At 59.9% G+C, this 14,076-nt stretch carries 12 protein-coding genes; 10 read left to right on the forward strand and 2 right to left on the reverse strand.

Annotated elements, in window-relative coordinates; translation table 11 throughout:
• The first annotated feature begins 50 nt into the window (after positions 1-50).
• A complete protein-coding gene (locus tag B8783_RS07985) occupies positions 51-962 on the forward strand; it encodes a sterol desaturase family protein (protein ID WP_084419654.1) in 912 nt (303 codons plus the stop codon).
• A 77-nt stretch (positions 963-1,039) separates the two neighbouring features.
• Here B8783_RS07985 and B8783_RS07990 read toward each other — a convergent pair whose 3' ends face one another.
• Positions 1,040-1,408, reverse strand: a complete 369-nt coding sequence (locus B8783_RS07990) for a hypothetical protein (RefSeq protein ID WP_084419655.1) — start codon at positions 1,406-1,408, stop codon at positions 1,040-1,042.
• Positions 1,409-1,645: 237 nt separating this feature from the next.
• Between B8783_RS07990 and B8783_RS07995 the strand changes: the two genes are divergently transcribed.
• The 9 genes from B8783_RS07995 to B8783_RS08035 all read left to right on the forward strand — a co-directional run bounded on the left by B8783_RS07995 (position 1,646) and on the right by B8783_RS08035 (position 12,636).
• Complete coding sequence (locus B8783_RS07995; protein ID WP_084419656.1) at positions 1,646-3,196, forward strand: acyl-CoA synthetase; 1,551 nt, start codon at positions 1,646-1,648, stop codon at positions 3,194-3,196.
• 101 nt (positions 3,197-3,297) lie between these two features.
• Positions 3,298-3,840: a hypothetical protein gene (locus tag B8783_RS08000; protein ID WP_084419657.1), complete on the forward strand. Its 543-nt coding sequence runs from the start codon at positions 3,298-3,300 to the stop codon at positions 3,838-3,840.
• Positions 3,841-3,988: 148 nt separating this feature from the next.
• Positions 3,989-4,504, forward strand: a complete 516-nt coding sequence (locus tag B8783_RS08005; protein ID WP_084419658.1) for a hypothetical protein — start codon at positions 3,989-3,991, stop codon at positions 4,502-4,504.
• 166 nt (positions 4,505-4,670) lie between these two features.
• Positions 4,671-5,126, forward strand: coding sequence for a MaoC family dehydratase (locus B8783_RS08010; protein ID WP_084419659.1), 456 nt, complete (start codon positions 4,671-4,673; stop codon positions 5,124-5,126).
• Between the two features lie 301 nt (positions 5,127-5,427).
• A complete protein-coding gene (locus tag B8783_RS08015) occupies positions 5,428-7,479 on the forward strand; it encodes a tetratricopeptide repeat protein (RefSeq protein ID WP_084419660.1) in 2,052 nt (683 codons plus the stop codon).
• A 125-nt stretch (positions 7,480-7,604) separates the two neighbouring features.
• Positions 7,605-8,426: a hypothetical protein gene (locus B8783_RS08020; protein WP_139792301.1), complete on the forward strand. Its 822-nt coding sequence runs from the start codon at positions 7,605-7,607 to the stop codon at positions 8,424-8,426.
• A gap of 214 nt (positions 8,427-8,640) precedes the next feature.
• A complete protein-coding gene (locus tag B8783_RS08025) occupies positions 8,641-9,786 on the forward strand; it encodes a hypothetical protein (RefSeq protein ID WP_084419662.1) in 1,146 nt (381 codons plus the stop codon).
• A gap of 93 nt (positions 9,787-9,879) precedes the next feature.
• Positions 9,880-10,302: a peptide-methionine (R)-S-oxide reductase MsrB gene (msrB, locus tag B8783_RS08030; RefSeq protein WP_084419663.1), complete on the forward strand. Its 423-nt coding sequence runs from the start codon at positions 9,880-9,882 to the stop codon at positions 10,300-10,302.
• A 75-nt stretch (positions 10,303-10,377) separates the two neighbouring features.
• Positions 10,378-12,636, forward strand: coding sequence for a S9 family peptidase (locus B8783_RS08035; RefSeq protein WP_084421991.1), 2,259 nt, complete (start codon positions 10,378-10,380; stop codon positions 12,634-12,636).
• A gap of 219 nt (positions 12,637-12,855) precedes the next feature.
• Here B8783_RS08035 and B8783_RS08040 read toward each other — a convergent pair whose 3' ends face one another.
• Positions 12,856-14,055: an OmpA family protein gene (locus B8783_RS08040; protein WP_169711740.1), complete on the reverse strand. Its 1,200-nt coding sequence runs from the start codon at positions 14,053-14,055 to the stop codon at positions 12,856-12,858.
• Positions 14,056-14,076 lie beyond the last annotated feature (21 nt).

The raw sequence follows: 14,076 nt of genomic DNA on the forward strand, positions 1-14,076 counted from the left end.
CAATGTGATCACTTCCTGAGCTCTTCCGAGCACAATGCAAGACGTGTCCTATGTTTACGGAAATTTCTGAGCTCGCCGCGGCTGGCACATGCGTCATTCTCGCTGGCATTGCACTGGAATGGTGGGCGGTCCGGCGCGGAAAAATACGTGGGCATTACTCGGCGAAAGACGCCCTGACATCGCTCACCATGGGCGCTGGAAACGCGCTCATCAATGGGTTTCTCGCCTTCATTTCGACGGCGGTTCTGGCGCTCGCCGTGACGCTGCACCCATGGACCTTCAAGATCACGGTTTTGACCGTCGTCGGCGCTCTGATCACCCACGATTTCCTGTATTATGTGAAGCACCGCATCGGGCACCGCTCGCGTCTTTTCTGGGCTGAGCACGTCACGCATCATTCCAGCCAGAACTTCAACCTGACCACCGCCCTGCGCCAACCGTGGACCGGCCCGCTCTCCAATGTCGTGCTGATCGGTGGCCCAATGGTCCTGATCGGCTTTCCTCTGCAGCTCGTCCTGGTCGCGACCAGCTTTCACCTCTTCTATCAGATCTGGATCCATACCGAAGCGATCGGCCGCCTGCCTCGGCCCATCGAAGCGGTCATGGTGACGCCCTCGCACCACCGCGTGCACCATGCCACCAACCCTCAATACCTCGACGCGAACTTTGGCGGCACGCTCATCATCTGGGACCGGATGTTCGGCACATTCGTGCCAGAGGCCGATCAGGAAGACACTCGGTTCGGCCTCGTCAAGCAGCTGAACAGCTACAACCCGCTGGTGGTCGCCTATCATGGCTTTGCGGAACTTGCCGCCGACTGCCGGAAGGATGGTCTGCGACCGGTGACATGGGCTCGCCGCGCCTTGAATGCGCCAGGCTGGTCACCGGACGGCGCGCACAATCGCAGCGAAGATTTGCGCGCGGCCTGGCTGACGGCTCAAGCTGAAAAGGTCAAACACTGAGCCTCGCCAGCACATGCGGCCACTCAAACCCGGTGGCTGAAGTGGCAGTCGTCTTCATTGTGAATGTTTGAAACGTGCTAGCTCGAATTGAGAATGGGCGGCGCGAGACGGACGTCGGTCGGCATTGGGGCAAGCATGGCGAACGCGGCGGCGAGCCAGACAGTGTCCAGCGCGTCCATCGCATCGCATGGCATGTCGAGCGCCAGCTTTTCCCATGGCGCGCGCGGCGCATGGGTCGTCCAGTCAGACGGGTCAGGCCGGTCGCCTTGAAAATAGTCGGTGATGACGATCCGCCCGGTCGGCGTGACGGCGAACATGATGATCTCGTCAAACTCTGCCGGGTTAGCCTTCCACCACGCCTTGATGCAGGCAACGTCCCACAGGAAGATCGGCCAACACCAGATTGGCAGATGTTCCAGGGCGTGAAGGATCCACTCGCGGGTCATGACACAGATTGAACCATGGATCTGGAGGGGTGGGATGAAATAGCTGGTTCGCCATGCGGGCCGACCTGGCAAGACGGGAAACGGGGATCTCGGCATTGGCTGACGATAGGCTTTACACTCCGGTAGCGTTTACGCTGCGTCGGGCATGGACGCGGCCCATCGCCTTGCTACAACAGCCACAAAACGAATGAGAGGCAGCGCGCCCACACGCTCGCCCGGCCAAAGGAAGAAACGACCATGCATCCCAAGCACTTTGCGCAGTCACACCCCGACAAACCGGCCTACATCATGGCCAATTCCGGTGAGGCGGTCACGTTCAAGCAGCTCAATGAGCGCTCAAACCAGATCGCACACCTCTTCCGAGACAACGGGATCCAGCCCGGCGACACGATTGCTATCTTTGCAGAGAATAGCGCGCGCTATTTCGAGATCACCTGGGCGGCGCAGCGCGCGGGCCTCTACTATGTCTGTATCTCGTCGCGTCTGACGGCGCCGGAAGTTGAGTATATTGTCCAGGATTCCGGGGCGCGGGTTCTGATCGCGTCTGCAGGCCTCAGCAGCGTGGCGAGTGAGGTCAACGCGATCACAGAGCTGGAAGCCTATTGGTCCATCGACGGCGACATTTTTGGCTATCAACCGCTGGAAGACCTGCGCAAGGACAAGCCGGTTACGCCGATTGCCAATGAAATGGCGGGCGCCGACATGCTCTACTCATCGGGCACGACCGGCCGGCCAAAAGGCATCCGTCCGATGCTGGAGCGCGACCTTCCAATCGACGGACCAAACGTGCTGATGGAGCTCGCGCGCGCGCTCGCCAAGGCGGATGGGCCGGACATGGTCTATCTCTCGCCTGCCCCGCTTTATCATGCCGCGCCGCTGCGCTGGTGCATGTCGTTCACGCGCTTTGGCGCAACGCTGATCATCATGGAGAAGTTCGACGCCGAGACATATCTCTCGCTGGTCGAGAAGTATCAGGTCACCCACACGCAGCTTGTGCCGACCATGTTCGTGAAGATGCTGAAGCTCCCAGAAGATGTGCGCACGAAGTACGACGTTTCATCGCTGAAAGCGGCGATCCATGCGGCTGCGCCCTGCCCTATCCCGATCAAGCAGCAGATGATCGAATGGTGGGGACCTGTGATCGAGGAATATTATGCCGGGTCTGAGGGCAATGGCATGACCTGGATCAACTCAGACCAGTGGATGAAGCATAAGGGCTCGGTTGGCCTGCCGGTTATGGGCGAGCTGCACATTTGCGACGAGGAGGGCAATGAACTGCCCGTCGGCGAAGCCGGCACGATCTATTACGGCGATACTACGCCGCCGACCTATCACAATGATCCGGAGAAGACGAAGGGCGCGCTCAACCCCAAGCGTGAAGACTGGTCGACGCTGGGCGATGTTGGCCGCGTCGATGAGGATGGCTTCCTTTACCTCACCGACCGCAAGGCCTTCATGATCATTTCAGGCGGGGTGAACATCTATCCGCAAGAGGCTGAAAACGTTCTGATTACGCACCCGAAAGTGGCCGATGTGGCGGTCATCGGCGTGCCGGATGACGAGTTTGGCGAGCAGGTGAAAGCCGTCGTCCAGCCGCAGGCTGGCATCGCCGCGAGCGATGAGCTGGCCGAAGAGCTGCTGGAGTTTTGCCGCTCAAAACTCGCCAAGATCAAATGCCCGAAGACGGTGGATTTTGACCCCGAGCTGCCACGCCACCCTACAGGCAAGCTCTACAAGCGCCTCGTTCGCGACCGCTATTGGGGCAAGGCCGACAGTACGATTGTCTGACCTCTGCGGCGCCGGGGAAGTTCCATGTCGGTTTCATACAATCCAGCGCTGACAGCAGCGGCTACGAATTGAGCATCTGTCGTAAGCGCTGGAGCCGCCTCATGTCCCTTGTCCGCATATCGGCCGTCGCTGGTTTGGTCGCCGTTCTACCGCTGGCCGGCGAGGCGGAGGGGCCATGCGATGCCATTTCCGCCGTCACCGAGGCTGCGCATGGGCCGCTTCCGTTCGCCGCTTATGGAGCGGGACCTCACACGGTTTACAAGCTAGAAGCCGCCATTGGACGCGCCGATTGCAACACTTATCAGGCAGAAGCTGGACGACCGGCGATGAGCTGCTCCTCGCGCTGGTCACCTGAGGAGCGCTATTCGACGAGTGAATTGACCGCTCTGCGCTCGGAATATTTCGGAAAGGCCAGCCAGCTTATTGCCGCCATCAAGGCCTGTCCGGGGTTCGACACATGGACGGCAACACAAGATGAGATCACTGCGCTCGACTCGCCCCGGGCCGACAAGGATGCCCGTCTGACGGACCCAGTTACCGGCCAGCAAATCATCTCCCGCACGGAAGTCTACTCGCAAGGCTCAAAAGGCCGCTACCAGTATCGGGTACGCAACAGGATGATCTTCCCGGCGCTCAAAGAATAGCGGTCCAAGTGGGTGACCGCTATCGGGGCAAGACGGTTTCGACCATCGTCTGGATCGTCCCGCGGGGACCCAGCACGTCGGTTCTATACAATATCTTGCACACCAGAGAGCGCATGGTCGCGGTTCCGTAGCCAACAGGAACCTGTCCATGCTCACACGTCTTCTCGCCTGCAGTCTCGTTCTGCTGTTGCCAGCAACTGCCGTCGCTGAAGGTGATGCTCTTTGCGAAAGCTTGAGCGAACTGTTCGACGCAGATGAGCCTTATCAGCAGTACGCTTTTCTGAATGATGATCAGCTTCAGTCCCTGGAAGTGGCTTTAGGCCAGTCCAAGTGCACCCAGTATCCAAGAGTCAGTGTCTTGTGCTCGGCTGAGGTCGAGAATACGAACGACTATTCGGTGGCAAAGAGCTGGACCGAAGCGCTTCAGGCAAAGTCCGATGCGCTAATTGCCCGCATGGAAGCTTGCCAGTCCTTTGAGGGCTGGCGTCCGCAAGAGGTCGAACAGACCGGTTCGGCAACCTATCCCATCATAACAAAGCAATGGGTGAACCATGGCCGCGACCTTAAGATCACGCTGAACTATGGCTTTGCACGGCGCGGAAAGAAGGGGTCGGCCTCTTATCAAAGCCGATATGGGATAAGCTTCGAAGAGAAAACGCCTTGAGGCCAAGCGAGGCGGCCTGAGGGGCCGGGACACCCAATCCCGCGCGATCTGATTTGGCCTTGTCTCGGCTTTCCTTCCCCCTGCTCCAAGGTCAGGCCTTGGCAAAGCCTGGCTGAGTGCGCATTAGAGGGGTAACGCCATTATACCAATAGAAAGAGGAGACCCCATGGCCGATCCAAAAACCGTAGCATATGCAGATCTTGAATCGCTGGCAGGCCAGGAAGTCGGCGTGTCCGACTGGCACACCATCGATCAGGACCGCGTCAACATGTTCGCCGAAGCGACCGGTGACCATCAGTGGATCCACGTTGATGTCGAGCGCGCGACCAAGGAAATGGGCGGCCCGATCGCTCACGGCTTCCTGACGCTGTCGCTTCTGCCGATGCTCGGCGCGGAAGTGCTGCGCGTGACCGGCACGACCCGCGGCATCAATTACGGCTCGGACAAGGTGCGTTTCACGAATATGGTGCCTGTCGGCTCCAAGGTTCGCCTGCGCCAGAAATGCCTCGCGGTTGAAGCGAAAGCAGGCGGCAAGCAGACCCGTATGGAAGCGACGATCGAGGTTGAGGGCAAGGACCGCCCGGCGCTCGTCGCTGAAACGCTGACGGTACTTTACGGCTAGCACCTGTCCACACGTTGAGACCACATGGGCCGGGCGGGAAACTGCCCGGCCTTTCCTCATTCAGCTCGGCGATTTGCGCGGCCAGAGGCTTGATCCGGAAGCCATTAAACCTCTATCTTGCTTGTGGGACGTACATCTGAATGGGGACGCGACGCTGTCTGCACTTGCAGGCTGGTAAGGCTGGTTGGCCTGACCCGCCTTGCAGGACGGGCTTTCCTCATTCCGGTTCGATATCCGGTGTCCGGCCAGCAATGGCGGGCCTCGGGGGTCGCAATTCTGACTGGGACATTGAGGGACACGCATGACACACAGATCGATCCGCTGGACAGGGCGCATTGCCGGGGCGTTTGGCGCCGTTGCGATCTTCGCAGGGTCCGCCGCCGCGCAGGCCGCCTGCCCCACCGGCCAGGCCACCTGGTCCAGCTTCAAGGCCGCGTACAGTGATTTCACCACGCGCGGCGCGACGGTCGATGCGACGACGCGCGGCCAGCTCGCCAGTCGCACCTGGGCTTACGGCGTTCTTCTCTGGCAGCAGGGCGGACGCACAGCTATCTCCAGTGATGGCGGCCTCTCCTACGCCATTGCGCAATGCTATGGCGGCCGCTGCGGAATGGGCAGCGACAGCGCCGTTTCGACGGCCGTATACGACAAGATAAACGGCAAGCGGTCTGACCTTCCTTCCAGCCTGCCAAATACGCCGCCGCGCGAAGCGCTCGCCTGGGCACAGGAAAAGCTTGGCTGCGGCACGCCCGTCGTCCAGCAGACCTCCTCGCCTGCAAAGCCCGCTTCCCCGGCCACTCCAGCCGCCACCGGTACACTCCAGGAACGCTTCCAGAAGGCCTATACCGTCGTTACCCGGGACCCTGTCGAGCCCGATGCGGCCCGCGCCGCCTTTGCTGAACTGAAGGCCCTGTGCGCGGCAAAGCATGCCCAGTCCTGCGCGGTCACGGCGAAAACGTACATGTCCGCCTTCGCAAGTTCGAAAGACGCCGCATCGGTGGCGAGCGCGCTCGATTATGGCAAACAGGCCTGCAGCCTTTCGAGCGCCAGTGGATGTCTCGAAACGGGCAATCTCCACTTCAACGAGCTCTACGGAATGGTGAACCACGTCACGGCCACTGACTACTTCAAGAAAGCGTGCGACCACGGCTCCAGTGACGGGTGCGACTATGCCGCCTACATGTACCGCGAAGGCCTCGGCGTCGCGGCTGACCTTGCCCAGACCCGGCTCTGGTATGAAAAGTCCTGCGCGCTCGGTAGTGGGTCCGGCTGTTTCCAGATCGGCTATCGCAAGGACGAGGCATTAGGCGGCCCTCTCGACTATGCCGGTGCCCGCACCGACTATGCCAAGGGCTGCTCGCTCGGCAGCTCCGGTGCATGCAACAATCTCGGTGCCTTGCTCGAAACCGAGAAGGGTGGACCGATCGACATGGAGAAGGCGCGAAGCGCCTACGTCACCGCGTGCGAGAGTGACTATGGCCTCGGCTGTACCAATCTCGGCCTTATGGTGGAAAACGGCAAGGGCGGTCCCGAGGATGCAGCGGGCGCGGCCTCCTATTTCCGCAAGGCCTGCGATCTCGGTCATCCCAAAGGCTGCTATCGCAGCGCCGAGAGCGCCCGCGCGCGCCAGACCGGCTATGAGCAGGCCCGCGCCGACACCCTGAAGGCCTGCGAGGCCGACTATCCGCTCGGCTGCAATCTCTACGGAGCCATGCTCGTCGGTGCACAAGGCGGCAGCAAGGACGCGGCCCTGGCCGCCACATATTACGGGAAAGCCTGCGATGCGGATATCGGGATTGCCTGTTCAAACCTTGGCGCCCTGAACTATCTCGGCGACGGCGTGCCTGTCGATTACCCCGCCGCCTTGTCCCTGTTTGAAAAGGGCTGCAATCTCGACGATGGGACCTCATGCTTCTCACTCGGCCTGGTCTACCGTGAAGGAAAGGCCACCCCCGCCGATGATGTGAAAGCCCGCGGCCTCTACGAAAAGAGCTGTGAACTTTCCAGCGCCAGCGGCTGCCAGGGCCTCGGCTTCATGCGCGACAGCGGCGCTGGCGGCGTCGAAGACAAGGCCGGCGCGCGTGAGGCCTATGGCAAGGGGTGTTCAGGCGGCAACGCCATAGCCTGCCGAAATATCGCGGTCATGAACCAGATGGGCTATGGAGGACCGGTTGACCTTGTCCGCGCTCGAACCCTCTATGAAACCGCATGCGACTACAAGAACGCCGAATCATGCAGGCGGCTGGCTGACCTCCGCCGCGACGGGAGCGGCGGACCGGTTGATCTTCCTGGCGCCGACACGGCCCGCATGAAGGCATGCAGCCTCGGGGAGATACTGGCCTGCCCCGGCTGAGGCCAGACGCAATTATCTCAGGCTCCAATGGTCTTTAAAAAGCCGTTGGGGCCTGACTTGCATTGGGTGTGCAGGCATTTCAATAATACGCCCTGATTGTCACTTGGTCCGGGGGGATGTTTGCCATGAAATCAACACTGAAAATGACCGCGGTCGCTTTGGCCGCGCTGGGCGCGTCGGCGCTTTTCGCACACGCGCAGTCGGCCAATGATGTGGACTTTGGCGACGATAGCAGCCTCTGGGCCGAAGATGGTGAGTGCGATGACCCACGCTTCGAAGGCGATGGCATGGCGGACCTGCTGGACGATGCAGATCTGATGTCGGACGCCACCGATTGCCGGGAAGCGTATCTCGCTGGCGACATCCGACTGATCGGGCAAAAGGCCAGCGCTCCCCTGCTCAACAAGATGCGGCCGCCGAAGAAAACGAGCAGCGCCGCTGTCGAGTTTGGCGATGACGACTCTTTCTTCTCACTGGACGGCGAATGCGATGACGCGCGCTTCATCGGCGAAGCGATGGCGGATGGGCCGTATTGGGCAGAGTCGATGTTCCATGATGCGACGGACTGCAAGGACGGCATGGATGCGGGCGAGCTGCGTCTCCGCGGCGATGGCGATCCATCGATTGAAGAGGTCACCGAAGACGAAGAGCTTACCGAAGACGACATTGAGCTTTTCGACCAGCTTGCTGCCCTTCTGGAAGGGGGCGATCTGGACGACAGCGATCCCGCCGATATTGACGCCCCGCCCGCTGATGGCATCCGGTTCAATGGCGTCAATTTTGGCGATGATGAGGGCAGCTTCTCCAATGATGGCGAGTGTGACGACCCTCGTTTCACCGGCGAAGGCATGACGGGCACTACGCTTCTGGCGGAGGATGCCTATCACGATGCAACGGACTGTCTGGCGGCTTGGAAGCAAGGCGGGCTGGAGCTTTCGGACTTCTGAGGCAGGCGTTTGAGGCCGGTTGCGCCGCTGGACGACCTGCGAGCAGCGCCGTCACAACAGATAAGGCGACTAATCACGCCCCCTTCGCGGCGGGGGAAATTTGCCGTGTCCGCGGAACCAGCGCTGACGGGAATGGTATTAATCCTGCATTACGATGTCTTAAAGGCTGATCTGGCAAGATCGGTCTCATATCGCACTGGAGGAATTGCATTCCATGTCCTGTAAACTGACCACGCTTCTTGCCGCCAGCACCGCCATGTTTCTCGTGGCTGGGCCAGCCCTGGCGCAGACGGTCGATGATATCGACTTTGGCAATGATACCAGCATCTGGGCCAATGATGGCTCCTGCGACGATCCTCGCTTTGAAGGCGAAGGCATGACGGCGCTGCTGGAAGACGAGAATATTGGCGCAGACGCCGCCGACTGCGAAGCCTTGTTCATTATTGGCGAAGTGACCCTGGCGGATACGGATGCTGCAGCCGATGCCGCTGCGACGGCCGATGCCGAGCTCGATACTGAAGACGAGATCGACACTGACGACGCCGATGATGTCGATATGGCGGTGACGAACGAGGAATCTGACGCCGACTTGGACGAAGCTGAGGCCCGTACAGCTGAAGACCTCCTGTCTGAAGACATGCTGCCAGAGGAGGCAGATAACAGCCGCGTCGACCTCGATGAAGCAGAAACACCTGATGAGCTGGCCGATGCGACGGCGGCTGAAGAATCCGATGATGCCGAAACGGCCTTAGCTGAGGGCGAGCCTGATGCGATGGTGGACGACGCCCTCGAAGACGAAGCCGACGACACAGCTGCAACGGATGACGAACCACCTGCCATCGATTTTGGCGATGATGAGAGCAAGTTCGCGCTGGACGGCGAATGTGACGATGCCCGCTTCATCGGAGAGGCAATGACCAATACCGACCTGATCGCCAAGGACATCCGCCAGGATGCGAGCGACTGCAGGGCCGGCGTCGAAGCCGGACTGTTGCGGCTGCGTGGCCCGGGCGACCCATCCGTCGCAAGTGTTCTGGGCGAAAGCGAGACTGAAATCGCCGAAGAAGCCAACGAGGCCGAGAAAGCCGCGCAGGAAGACACGAAGGCTGAGGCAGAGGCAGAGACCGAGGCGTCAGCATCCGATGATATCGAGCAGCCCGCCTCAACCGGACTGATGTTCAACGGGATCGACTTTGGCGATGACTCGAGCAAGTGGGCCAAGGATGGCGAATGTGACGATCCAAGGTTTACCGGCAAAGGTATGACGGAAACGTCGCTGCTTGCCGATGACGCTTATCATGATGCAACCGACTGCCTGGCGGCCTGGAAAACCGGGGAGCTGAGGTTGGCCCGTAACTAGTTTGGCACTGGCCGGCTGAAATCAGCTCGGGGCCTGTTTGTGGGCCGTCTGCGCCCTATATCCACTGGGTGAACATCAGACGAGGAGTCAGCCATGCTGCCGCCAAAACCAGCCGATAATTTCAAGCGCGTAAGCCGCAGCGACAAGGAGTGGCGTGAGCTGCTCACAGAAGATCAATACCGTGTTGGCGTGAAGGACGGCACCGAGCGCGCCTTTTCGCCCGGCAATCACAATGATGAGAAGCGCGACGGCACGTATCATTGCGTCGGTTGCGACACCCCGCTCTGGTCATCCGAGCACAAGTTTGACAGTGGCACCGGCTGGCCGAGCTTTTACAAGCCGATCCGCGAAACGGCCGTCGACACCAAGACAGACTTCAAGATGATCATGCCGCGCAAGGAGTGCCATTGCGCCACCTGCGGCCTGCATATGGGGCATGTCTTCAAGGATGGCCCGCCACCGACCGGCGAGCGCTGGTGTATCAATGGTGTGGTTTTGAACTTCAAACCTGCCTGAATAAATACCCCGGTCCATGGACAGGCGGGCGAAACCCGTTACGTTTCCGTTTTTCGATAAATGGAGCCCTTGTTCATGCGCCTTACCCTTCTAATGGCTAGCGTTGCCAGCGTCGCCCTGATCGCAGGATGCGCCTCCCCGATAGCAACAAGTGATAGTGCAGACAACATGACCGAAACCGCCAAAGACAACGCCCCAACGGAGGCAAATGCCGATGTGCTCGTCCCGCCAGTGGCCAAACGCGAACCACTAGTGACCGAACAGGTGGGCCGCACGCGGACCGACAATTATGCCTGGATGAAAGACGAAAACTGGCAGCAGGTCATGCGTGACCCGTCCGTGCTGCGCGCCGATATCCGCGAATATCTGGAAGCGGAAAACGCTTACACCAAGGCCGCGCTGGAAGACCCAACCGAGGCGCTGCGCGAGACGCTGCTGGCGGAAATGCGCGGTCGGATCAAGGAAGACGACAGCTCGGTGCCGTCGAAGGACGGGCCATATGCCTATTATGTCCGCTATCGCGAAGGCGGCGAATATCCGATCTATGCCCGCAAACCGGCAGATCAGGCCTTTGACGAAAACGCTGCTGAGACCATCCTGTTTGACGGCGATGCGGAAGGCGAAGGCGAAAGCTATTTTTCTATTCGGGGGCTCGACCAGTCTCCTGACCACAAGCTCCTGGCCTCGGCGATCGATACCCAGGGCAGCGAGTATTACACGATCAGCGTGAGAAACATCGCGACCGGAGAGGCTGTTGGCGAGCCAATTGAAGGCACTTATGGGGCCTTCGTCTGGGGCGCAAATTCCGACACGCTTTACTGGGTAGAGCGCGACGATAATGGCCGCCCAACCGCCGTCTTCCAGCGTAATCTGGAGACCGGCGAAGATGTCGAAATCTATCGCGAGGAAGACCCTGGCTTTTTTGTTGGCATCAGCAAGACCGAGTCCGAGGAGTACATCCTGATTGAGACAGGTGGGCACACGTCCGGCGAGGTCTGGTTCTTCCGGGCTGATGAAGCCACGCCAGAGCCAAAGCTGGTCGCCCCCCGCAAGGAAGACGAGGAATACTCCCTAACCCACTGGAATGACGCGTTTTACATTCTGACCAATGCGGACGGCGCGGTGGACTTCAAACTGATGAAGGCCCCGATCAACGCGCCGGGACGAGAGAATTGGGAAACCGTGATCCCGCATCGTCCGGGCACTTTGTTGCTGGGGCTCGACGCTTATCGCGACTATCTCGTACGGCTGGAACGTGAGAATGCCCTGCCCCGTATTGTGATCCGTTCGCGCGAGGATGGCGAAGAACATGCCATTGCCATGGACGAGGCCGCTTATGATCTGGGGCTTGGCTCTGGTGAGTTTGAATCCACCGTCATGCGGTATGAGTATGATTCGCCTGCCGTGCCGGACCAGACCTATGACTACGACATGGCGACGCGTGAGCGTGTTCTGCGCAAGACCCGTGAAGTGCCATCCGGCCACAATGCCGATGATTATGTGGTCGAGCGGATCATGGCCCCCGGCTGGGATGGCGCGGAAATTCCCGTCACAATCCTTCGCCGGGCCGACACGCCGGTCGATGGCTCAGCGCCGCTCTTCCTCTACGGATATGGCTCTTACGGAATCACGATCCCGGCGAGCTTCTCAACCAGCCGGCTGAGCCTGGTGGATCGCGGCTTCATCTATGCAATCGCCCATGTCCGCGGCTCTCAGGCAAAGGGTTATCAATGGTATCTCGACGGCAAACTTGAGAAGAAGAGCAATACGTTCAAAGACTATGTTTCGGCCGGACGCTATCTGGTCGACAATGGTTATGGCAGCGCTGGCAATGTGGTCGGCCAAGGTGGATCGGCGGGCGGTCTGCTGATGGGCGCCGTCGCCAATATGGACCCGGAACTGTTCAGCGGCATCATCGCCGCAGTGCCGTTTGTCGACGTCGTCAACACGATGTCCGATGAGAGTTTGCCGCTGACACCGCCCGAGTGGCCCGAATGGGGCAACCCGCTGACCAGCGCGGAAGCCTATGACACGATCCTCGCCTACAGCCCGTACGACAATGTCGGCGACAAGGACTATCCGGCCATGCTGATCACGGGTGGGCTGTCCGATCCGCGCGTAACCTATTGGGAGCCCTCAAAATGGGCCGCCCGATTGCGCGAAGAGGCCCCCGAAGCCGGGCCATATTTCCTTCGGATCAATATGGATGCCGGGCATGGCGGCTCTACAGGACGATTCGAAGGGCTCAAGGAAACGGCCATCGAATATGCCTTCGCGCTGGCCGCTGTCGGCAAGGCCGAAAGCCTCGATATTTCGAGGGACTCCAGCGAGTAGCTCTTCGCAGCGGGTGAGCAGGCTATAGGTCTGGGCGGCCGACTGGATCACTCCACTCAATCATAAGCGCCGTGCTCCAATTGGAGCGCGGCGCTTTTTTTTGTGCGCGCGTCGATGATGCCCCCAAACCCACGGCCCCAAACTTTCTTCCACGCAAACGAAAATGGCCCGGCGCGAACGCCGGGCCATTCCCTGAAATTTGTTCAATCAATCAGCCGACTAGCGGACGATGATCGTAACTTCCGAACGACGGTTAAGTGGCTCACGCACACCGTCGCGGGTTGGCTTGGCCAGATCGTTCTCACCGCGACCTTCGGTCGTGATCATGCTCGACGCAATGCCGCGCTGGGTGAGAGCGGTTGCAACTGCAGCCGCACGACGCTGTGAAAGGCGCTCGTTGTACGACTTGGCACCCGACGTATCGGTGTGACCAATGATCGTGACAGAGTTTGCAGCACACTGGGAACGAGCCCGGATGTTAGCAACTGCCTGATCGATAACTGCCGAAGCCTGGCTCGTCAGATCCGAACGATCCCACTCGAAGTAAACCACGAAGGCTTGATTGAGCGATGCGCAATCAAATGCCGGTGGTGGCGGTGGAGGCGGCGGCGGTGGTGGTGGCGGCGGTGGAGGTGGTGGTGGTGGTGGAGGCGGTGGTGGCGGAGGCGGCGGCGGTGGAGCCGCTGGAGCCGCAAACTGATACCGCAGGCCAACCGTTACCGAGTGATCCTGATAGCGAGCATCGTAATTCACTGGTCCGCCGAAACGGTCACGACCATCGAAGTGAAGCTCGTCGGTTACGAAGTATTTGTAGCCAACGTCCAGGGTCAGCTGATCGGTGAGGTCATAACCAACACCAACGAGTGCCTGATAAGCTGCGTCCGTGTCTTCATCGCTGAAGCCGTTTGCAGAAAACGTGTTCAGGTTAGGACCCGAAACGACACCTGCGCCCAGGTTGTGTGCTTTTGCAGTAACCTGAGCAAGACCAACACCGGCACCGATGTATGGCTTGAAAGCGCCATCGCGGTTGAAGTCGTAAAGCGCGTTGACCATCAGACGATAGTCGCGGATTTTTCCGTTGCCACCAGCTTGGTAGTAAGTTGGTGGAACATCGGCAGGCACAACACCGCCAGTGATCGTATCGCTGACGTCGAGATTACCAGACTGGTAACCCAGAACGGTTTCCAGACGGATGCCGTTGGCGAAACCATAACCGACACCGACGTCTACACCATAGGCGCCGTCGAGATCCTGATCGCCACCAAGAGCGAAAGGAACATTCGTTTCAGGATCGCTATCAAGGCGACCATCGAAAGCATAACCAAGATCGGCACGACCGTACCATCCATCCTGGGCAACTGCGACACCAGCAGACGCCAGAGCGGCTGCGGCTGTCGCGCACAATAGAGTTTTTTTCATACTCATCCCCTTTTGTGAGCC

This window comes from Henriciella litoralis (genome assembly GCF_002088935.1).
GTDB classification, from domain to species: domain Bacteria; phylum Pseudomonadota; class Alphaproteobacteria; order Caulobacterales; family Hyphomonadaceae; genus Henriciella; species Henriciella litoralis.

What these genes read in the sequence shown, in the direction of transcription:
- B8783_RS07985 (WP_084419654.1), top strand. Translation starts at nt 51, where the DNA reads ATGTTTACGGAAATTTCTGAGCTCGCCGCGGCTGGCACATGCGTCATT.
- B8783_RS07990 (WP_084419655.1), bottom strand. Translation starts at nt 1,408, where the DNA reads ATGACCCGCGAGTGGATCCTTCACGCCCTGGAACATCTGCCAATCTGG.
- B8783_RS07995 (WP_084419656.1), top strand. Translation starts at nt 1,646, where the DNA reads ATGCATCCCAAGCACTTTGCGCAGTCACACCCCGACAAACCGGCCTAC.
- B8783_RS08000 (WP_084419657.1), top strand. Translation starts at nt 3,298, where the DNA reads ATGTCCCTTGTCCGCATATCGGCCGTCGCTGGTTTGGTCGCCGTTCTA.
- B8783_RS08005 (WP_084419658.1), top strand. Translation starts at nt 3,989, where the DNA reads ATGCTCACACGTCTTCTCGCCTGCAGTCTCGTTCTGCTGTTGCCAGCA.
- B8783_RS08010 (WP_084419659.1), top strand. Translation starts at nt 4,671, where the DNA reads ATGGCCGATCCAAAAACCGTAGCATATGCAGATCTTGAATCGCTGGCA.
- B8783_RS08015 (WP_084419660.1), top strand. Translation starts at nt 5,428, where the DNA reads ATGACACACAGATCGATCCGCTGGACAGGGCGCATTGCCGGGGCGTTT.
- B8783_RS08020 (WP_139792301.1), top strand. Translation starts at nt 7,605, where the DNA reads ATGAAATCAACACTGAAAATGACCGCGGTCGCTTTGGCCGCGCTGGGC.
- B8783_RS08025 (WP_084419662.1), top strand. Translation starts at nt 8,641, where the DNA reads ATGTCCTGTAAACTGACCACGCTTCTTGCCGCCAGCACCGCCATGTTT.
- msrB (WP_084419663.1), top strand. Translation starts at nt 9,880, where the DNA reads ATGCTGCCGCCAAAACCAGCCGATAATTTCAAGCGCGTAAGCCGCAGC.
- B8783_RS08035 (WP_084421991.1), top strand. Translation starts at nt 10,378, where the DNA reads ATGCGCCTTACCCTTCTAATGGCTAGCGTTGCCAGCGTCGCCCTGATC.
- B8783_RS08040 (WP_169711740.1), bottom strand. Translation starts at nt 14,055, where the DNA reads ATGAAAAAAACTCTATTGTGCGCGACAGCCGCAGCCGCTCTGGCGTCT.